This window comes from Microcystis sp. M53602_WE12 (genome assembly GCF_030065455.1).
In the GTDB taxonomy this organism is placed as follows: Bacteria; Cyanobacteriota; Cyanobacteriia; order Cyanobacteriales; family Microcystaceae; genus Microcystis; species Microcystis aeruginosa.
Genome location: NZ_JASJFB010000545.1, coordinates 1 through 7767, shown reverse-complemented (window position 1 = coordinate 7767; position 7767 = coordinate 1). Strand labels below are relative to the sequence as shown.

Below are 7767 nucleotides of genomic sequence, written 5' to 3'. Positions count from 1 at the left end.
GCAATTTTCCCCCCGATCCCCGCAATGGCTGGCACTTTTTGAGGGGAAAAAAGTCCAAAAGTCTTATCCAACAAGGTTTTTAGATTTATTCAGCAGACCCTAATTATTTTAAGAGTCACTGATAATTGCTGATTGTCGGTATTTCTGCAAAGGTGAGATGCACCCCGTTTAACCACACATCACATCCTTTGCTCAATTTCGGGAAAAACTGGCAAAATTTTGTCACTATGATTTGTTTACCGATTGGCAGCAAAGACAAGGAGAAAATGGCAGAAAAGTAGTCAGCTTATCGACAAAAGTGAATATAAGACCTTGCTAAAGTTCCTCACCACCAAACTAAATTTGATTGTCAAGTTGATATCAACCCCTTAGAAACCCTGACTTACCCGACTGGGATCACCTAGAAAGGCTCTTTCAGAAATCGATCCTTTAGTGGCTTCCGGGAGAATTTGCCAGTGTTGATCTAAAGCTTGTAACACCCGATCCTGCTGATTTCTGAATCCCTCGATATTGCTACTACCAGCATTCATAATTACAAACCAAACTTTACCCCTTTCTTGGGTGGGAATTTCTCCGGCTAAGGCGCTAACTTGGGCTAAAGTTCCAGTTTTAATCATCACTCCTTTCGGAATAGCCCGCCACTGCATAGTTCCTTTGGTATCGCGTCCTCCCACCGGAAATAAATCAGCGACTTTGATCGGTTGATTGGCTAATTTGCGATCCAATGCTTGAAGAATCTCAATAACTGCCCGGGGAGACAAGCGATTTTCTACCCCCAATCCCGAACCATTAATTAATTGAATTTCCTCCGCTCCTACCCCGGTAATTTTAGTATTAATTGCGTCCACTGCCGCCGGACCACCGAGCAGCTCCGCTAACATTTCTGACATGACGTTGTTACTATAAATATTCATCTGACGCAACAGTTCCGTTAAAGTTAAGGACTGATGACGCAATAATAATCGGGCATTTTCGGGGCGAATTTGACTGGCTCGAACCATGCCCAAAATCTTCACCTGTGGGGCTTGTGTGCCGCTAGGAAGGCTCTGAAAAGCTTTTTGGGTTTCTTTTGACCATTTCGATTGATCAAGCCCAATTTTCAGCGATTCTCCCGCTTTGAGGGGATCGGTTTGAAAATTCATGGCGAATTTACCCGTAACGATCAGATCGCCTTTGACCTGACGGATGCCTAATTGATCGAGGCCATTGCCCACTGCGATCGCTTCTTCCCAGACAAACAGAGGATCCCCTTGCCCTTCAATAATTAAATCTCCCTCTAACACCCCGTTTTTTACCTCTCCCGTGCTGTAAAAACGAGTAGCAAAACGATGATCGAGAGGCCAGGTTTCCACGGCGGCGAGAGTAGTGGCGATTTTAGTTAAAGAGGCCCCCGAAGCAGGCAGATTACCCTGATGATCAGCTAAATCAGCCCATTCCGTCTCAATTAAGACCCGTTGTTGACTAGAGTTTAAACCTTTTTTAGTCAAGTCTTGCAGATAATCGGCCACGATCGCCGCCACCCGGGGATCGGGAGCGGTGGGAAGGTGGAAAATAGGTTGATTTTGCCAAGAAATTAGGGGAATATTGGCGATCGGTTGGGATTGCCCCCCCAGCCAACCCAAGAGAAAGCCGAAAACTGCCAAATTAAAAACTGAGAACATCTTTTCCTTAATCGCAATGATGCCTTATTGTATAGAAATGATTGGTAATTTTTAACAATTGCTCGATCAGAAAACACTAATCCTCGATCGGCCAGCTTTTGTCAAGAGCTGCCGCTCAACTTATTAAAGATTTCTATCCCACTGACTCAATGGCAGAAACGGCATTAAATCGGGCAAGAATCGCGGTAGATGCGATGGGAGGTGACTACGCTCCCAACGAGATTATCGCGGGATCGATGCGAGCTTCCGAAGAATTAGATGTAGAAGTATTATTAGTCGGCGATTCTGAACGGATTGAGGCTTATTTCCAGCATCATCCCCGTCCCAAGAATCTCACGATCGTCCACGCAGAGGAAGTGGTGGCCATGGACGAAGAGCCGATCACCGCTATCCGTCGCAAACCGGCGGCCTCGATTAATGTGGCCATGGATTTAGTCAAACAAAATCGCGCCGACGCGGTGGTGGCCGCCGGTCACTCCGGGGCAGCCATGGCGGCGGCGTTACTGCGTTTAGGTCGTTTAAAAGGAATCGCTCGCCCGGCGATCGGTGCGGTGCTGCCGACGATGTTGGCGGGTAAATCGGTGATTATCCTCGATGTCGGGGCGAATGTGGACTGTAAACCCAAATATTTAGAGCAGTTTGCCCTAATGGGGACAATTTACAGTAAATACGTTATGGGGGTTGAAGAACCGAAAGTCGGTTTGCTCAATATCGGCGAAGAACCCAGCAAAGGTAACGATCTCGCCCTAAAAACCTACGAATTATTGGAAAATAACCAGCAAATTCCCTTTATCGGCAATGCTGAGGGCCGGGATGTGCTATCGGGACAATTCGATGTGATCGTCTGCGATGGTTTTGTCGGTAATGTCCTGTTAAAATTTGCCGAAGCGGTGGGAGGAGTTATCCTACAAATTCTCAAAGAGGAATTACCTAGGGGGATACAGGGTAAAGTCGGGACGGCTTTAATTAAACCCAATCTTAAACAGATTAAACAACGCATGGATCACGCAGAACACGGTGGCGCGCTGTTATTTGGAGTCGATGGGGTCTGTGTGATCAGTCACGGCAGTTCCCAAGCGCCTTCGATTTTTAACGCCATCCGACAGGCGAAAAATGCCGTCGATAATCGCGTTTCTGAGCGCATTCAAGCCTACAATGACCACCATCATCAACTAAAAAAGTTGTCGGTGAACGGTGAAGATTAAGCCGTCAGCCATCTTGAAGCCGTCGGTCGTCGGGAGTCAGGAGAAAGGAGACAGGAGATAGGGGTTTAGGGGTTTAGGGGTTTAGGGGTTTAGGGGTTTAGGGAAATTTCAGCCAAATGCTCCACTTCCCCACTTCCCCACTTCCCCACTTGCCACTTGCCACTTGCCACTTGCCACTGATAACTGATAACTGATAACTGATCACTGATAACCGATCACTGAAAGGGGGGGGAATATTTTGAACGGATTCGGGGCAGCAGTCGTCATTACTGGTTGTGGATCGGCCACACCAGGGCAATTTCTTAGTAATGAAGAACTCAGCCAAATTGTCGAGACTTCCGATGAGTGGATTAAAAGTCGTACAGGCATCGGTAAACGCCATTTAGCGGATCGATCGGTGTCTTTGAGCCAATTAGCAGCCCAAGCGGCGATTAAGGCCCTGGAAATGGCTCAGGTGTCGCCTAGGGACATCGATCTGATTCTTTTGGCTACTTCTACCCCCGATGATCTGTTCGGTAGCGCTGCCCAAGTGCAAAGTCAGATCGGGGCCAATCGGGCGATCGCTTTTGATCTCACCGCCGCCTGTTCGGGTTTTCTGGTGGCATTAGTCACCGCCACCCAGTTTATCCGTACTGATACTTACCGCAATGTCTTGGTTATCGGGGCCGATGTTCTCTCCCGTTGGGTGGATTGGAACGATCGCGCTACCTGTGTCCTCTTTGGTGATGGGGCAGGGGCGGTTCTTTGTCAAGCAAATGATACAAAAGATAACATTCTCGGTTTTGAACTCCATAGCGACGGCAGCCAGAATAGTTCTCTCAATCTCGCATATCAGGGGGAGGAATTGCCCCTTAAAGAGGGGGTAAGGGTTCAAAAAGGGGCCTATAAGCCTCTAACGATGAACGGACGGGAAGTCTATCGTTTTGCTGTGGCGAAAGTGCCAGAGGTCATCGAAAAAGCTCTCTATCGGGCTAATTTAACCACCAGTGACATCGATTGGTTAGTTCTGCACCAAGCTAATCAAAGAATTATGGACGCGGTGAGCGATCGCCTAAAACTGCCTCCCGAAAAAGTGATCAGCAATCTCGGCGAGTATGGCAACACCTCCGCGGCCTCGATTCCTCTAGCCCTCGATGAAGCTGTCAGGAGTGGTAAGGTCAAAAAAGGTGATATTATTGCTTCTTCTGGCTTTGGTGCCGGTTTAACTTGGGGTGGGATTATCTTCCGTTGGGGAGATTAATTCAGTGATCAGTAACCAGTAACCAGTGATCAGTAAACAGTAAACAGTAACCAGTAAACAGTAACCAGTAAACAGTAAACTAAAAACTCACATCTGATAACTGATAACTGATAACTGATAACTGATAACTGATAACTGATAACTGCCAGACAAGCCGGACAAAGTTAAGTTATATTAAGATTACTCAGAATGCGTCTCCATCCCCTTCAGAAATCTCATGACTCAACCGCAAGCACAACGCATCCTCTACGTTAGACTCCCCTGTAACCCCATTTTCCCCATCGGTGTCGTTTACCTTTCCGACCACGTTCATAAACTATTCCCCGACATCGAACAAAGGATTTTTGACCTTGGCACCGTCCCCCCCTTAGACTTTAACCAGGCACTCGATCGCTGTGTTGACGAATTTCGGCCGACCCTGCTAGTATTCTCCTGGCGGGATATTCAAATATATGCCCCCGTCGGTGGTCGCGGTGGTAATCCCCTGCAAAACGCCTTTGAATTTTACTACGCTAAAAACCCCCTAATCAAGCTGCGCGGTGCTTTAGGAGGTTTAAAGGTGACAACCGCCTACTACGGCGAATTATGGCGCAATCAGGGACTAATTCGCCGCGGGTTGCAGCAGGCCAGAAAATACCATCCCGAAGCGCGAGTTATCGTCGGGGGTGGTGCCGTCAGTGTTTTCTATGAACAACTAAAAACCAAACTGCCCACAGGAACAATTGTATCAGTGGGAGAAGGGGAAACCCTGCTAGAAAAATTCCTCTCCGGCCGGGACTTTAGCGATGAACGTTGTTATGTCGTCGGAGAAACCACACCCCGGCCGCGTTTAATCCACGAATCCCCCACCCCCTTAGAAAAATCCGCTTGTAACTACGACTATATCGCCAGTATTTGGCCGGAATTTTCCTACTATTTCCAAGAAAACGACTTTTATATCGGGGTACAAACCAAGCGCGGCTGTCCCCATAACTGCTGCTACTGCATCTATACCGTCGTCGAAGGGAAACAAGTACGCATTAATCCCGCGGATGAAGTAGTTAAGGAAATGCGCCAATTATACGACCGCGGCATTCGCAATTTCTGGTTTACCGATGCCCAATTTATCCCCACCAGAAAATTTATCAACGACGTGGAAGAACTATTAGAAAAAATTCTCGCTTCTGGGATGAAAGATATCCGTTGGGCTGCCTATATTCGTGCCGATAATCTCACTCCGAAACTGTGCGATTTAATGGTAAAAACAGGCATGAACTACTTTGAAATTGGTATCACCAGTGGTTCTCAGGAATTAGTCCGCAAAATGCGGATGGGCTATAATTTGCGGACAGTTCTGCAAAATTGTCGGGACTTAAAAGCGGCCGGTTTTAATGATCTGGTTTCGGTAAATTATTCCTTTAATGTTATTGATGAAACCCTGGAAACTATTCGTCAAACTATCGCCTATCATCGGGAATTAGAAAATATTTTTGGAGTCGATAAAGTGGAACCAGCCATCTTTTTTATCGGACTACAACCCCACACCCATCTAGAAGAATACGCCTTCAAAAAAGAAATTATTAAACCCGACTACGATCCCATGAGTTTAATGCCCTGGACAGCCAAAAAACTGCTCTGGAATCCCGAACCTTTGGGGTCATTCTTTGGCGAAGTTTGTCTGCAAGCATGGCGACAAAATCCCGATGATTTTGGACGAGAAGTGCTGAAAATTTTGGAAGCAAGACTAGGGAAGGCCGATTTAGAATCCGCTTTAACCGCACCGATAGAAACTAAGAAAAAAGTCTTAACTCCTGCTTAAAAATTAATTTTAGTCAATCCCAAGGCGGCAATTAGCGTTACCATGAGTCTGAAATCAGGAGATCATTGAAATCCCTTTACCGGTAACTGCAAAATGACCGACCATCGCCCCCATTGGCTAGAATTAGCGGAATATATCGCCCTAGGATTAACCCTGCTTACCCTTATCGCCATGGGTGCGGAGTTTTTGCCTTTGTTCCTCCTGGTAGTGACTTTCGGGTTGAATATTCTCAATCGTCTCCGAGAAAGAACCAGGCAACGTCAACGCTTAACCGAAATGACTGGTGATTTACAGAGTCAGTGGGAAGAAGAAAAAGAAGCTTTATCAGCACAAATACAGTCCCTCAGTCCTGCGGTGGCCAGCGATAACGCCCGTGCGGTCGCAACGCGCTCGCTACGCGAGATCGCAGAATTAGAGGAGAATATTCTCGTCCTCGAACAGTCCCACAATCAAATTATTCAATATATCAACCGTAACGGGCTGCTGGAACGCATCGAACATCTGGAAAAATCCTACAGTCGCTTACACAGAGATATTTTGCCGCTTAACGAAGAATCGGCGGATATTCCCGCCACAAAAGCGGAAAATGAGCCACAAATCACCCTACCTACCCTTAATTTAACTCCCACTTCCCCCCCCGTCGATATACCCCATTGGCACTATTATCGCCGTCTGGCCGCCCATCGGGAAATGATTACAGCGATCGCAATTACCGAGGATCAACAGTTTTTAATTAGCGTTAGTTGGGATCGTACCCTAAAAATCTGGGATTTTGCGAGGGGAACCCTGATTAATACGGTGGAAGCTCACGATCAGGGCATTTTAGCCCTAGCAGTGACTGGAAACGGCGATTATCATCTAGCGACGGGAGGATTCGATCAAACCGTTAAATTATGGACTTTAGCCGGCGATGGCAGTAGTCTGGAATTAAATCAAATTTTCCTCGGTCATCTCGGTTCGATTCACGGCCTAGATTTTGCCCCCCGTTGGCATTTTTTGGTTAGTGGTAGTTACGATCAAACCCTAAAACAGTGGAATTTAGAGCAGGAAACCGAAGAATTTAGCTCCTATGACAGTCTGGGGGCAATTTATGCCCTAGCAGTGGCTCCTAATCAAGATTTTATCGCCGCAGCTGGAGGTGATGGCACTGTCACCCTCTGGCAATTGGGATCGGGAGCAAAAATCGCCGTCCTATCCGGTAACGTTTCTTCGGTGCAGAGTCTGGCGATCGCTGCCGATGGTCAGATTATTGCCGCCGGTTGTGTGGATGGGACAGTGAAAATCTGGCAATACGACCCCGAGAAAAGCGGTCATTTTGCGCCAATTCGGGTGATCAATGCCCATAATGGTCAGGTGACAAGCTTGGTATTTGCAGAGGAAGGTCAATGGTTATTTACCGGGGGAACCGACGGAGAGATTAAAATCTGGTTAGCCAATTCTCAACAGGCGATCGCAACTCTCAGCACCGACAATGGGCGATCGTCGCCGATCTCCAGTTTAGTTCTCAGCCCCGATTATTGTCACCTAGCAGCGGCTGCGGCCGACGGTAGCATCACCATCTGGGAAAATATCACTTAATGGTCGATCGAACTAGAAAAATTGTATAATGTAATGTCCCGGACTCGGTCGGGCCAGTTTGACCCCAAGAAAAAGTGACTGAGTTAATAGTCGTTTCTGCCCAATAGTTGTCATCGGGGCATCGAGAACGCGAGAGCGATCGCTTATCCCAGAATCATTACCCATAGTAAAAAATTCAGAATGAAGACTCCAACAGATCAAAGATTTGATTACGTCAAAATCGGTTTAGCGTCCCCCGAGAGAATTCGGCAATGGGGAGAAAGAACCCTACCTAACGGTCGAGTC

The 7767-nt window shown here is 47.2% G+C and carries 5 protein-coding genes; 4 read left to right on the top strand and 1 reads right to left on the bottom strand.

From position 1 onward, the window contains the following. Positions 1–368: 368 nt before the first annotated feature. Positions 369–1661, bottom strand: a complete 1293-nt coding sequence (locus tag PX482_RS17635; RefSeq protein WP_288122777.1) for a D-alanyl-D-alanine carboxypeptidase — start codon at positions 1659–1661, stop codon at positions 369–371. 149 nt (positions 1662–1810) lie between these two features. On the opposite strand from PX482_RS17635, the gene plsX reads away from it, so the two are divergent. The 4 genes from plsX to PX482_RS17615 all read left to right on the top strand — a co-directional run bounded on the left by plsX (position 1811) and on the right by PX482_RS17615 (position 7482). Further along, positions 1811–2866 (top strand): phosphate acyltransferase PlsX, encoded by a 1056-nt coding sequence (gene plsX, locus PX482_RS17630; protein WP_002759236.1) that lies wholly within the window; start codon positions 1811–1813, stop codon positions 2864–2866. 238 nt (positions 2867–3104) lie between these two features. Next, a complete protein-coding gene (locus PX482_RS17625; RefSeq protein ID WP_002759235.1) occupies positions 3105–4106 on the top strand; it encodes a beta-ketoacyl-ACP synthase 3 in 1002 nt (333 codons plus the stop codon). A 217-nt stretch (positions 4107–4323) separates the two neighbouring features. Further along, the gene (locus PX482_RS17620) at positions 4324–5904 is read left to right on the top strand and encodes a photosystem II high light acclimation radical SAM protein (protein WP_002762772.1); all 1581 of its coding nucleotides are present in this window, start codon (positions 4324–4326) and stop codon (positions 5902–5904) included. Between the two features lie 93 nt (positions 5905–5997). Then, entirely contained in the window at positions 5998–7482 is a 1485-nt protein-coding gene (locus PX482_RS17615; RefSeq protein ID WP_288122775.1) for a WD40 repeat domain-containing protein, read from the top strand. Positions 7483–7767: the final 285 nt, after the last annotated feature.

Excerpts from the sequence above, each read along its gene's own strand:
- PX482_RS17635 (WP_288122777.1), bottom strand. The coding sequence starts at position 1,661 with ATGTTCTCAGTTTTTAATTTGGCAGTTTTCGGCTTTCTCTTGGGTTGG.
- plsX (WP_002759236.1), top strand. The coding sequence starts at position 1,811 with ATGGCAGAAACGGCATTAAATCGGGCAAGAATCGCGGTAGATGCGATG.
- PX482_RS17620 (WP_002762772.1), top strand. The coding sequence starts at position 4,324 with ATGACTCAACCGCAAGCACAACGCATCCTCTACGTTAGACTCCCCTGT.
- PX482_RS17615 (WP_288122775.1), top strand. The coding sequence starts at position 5,998 with ATGACCGACCATCGCCCCCATTGGCTAGAATTAGCGGAATATATCGCC.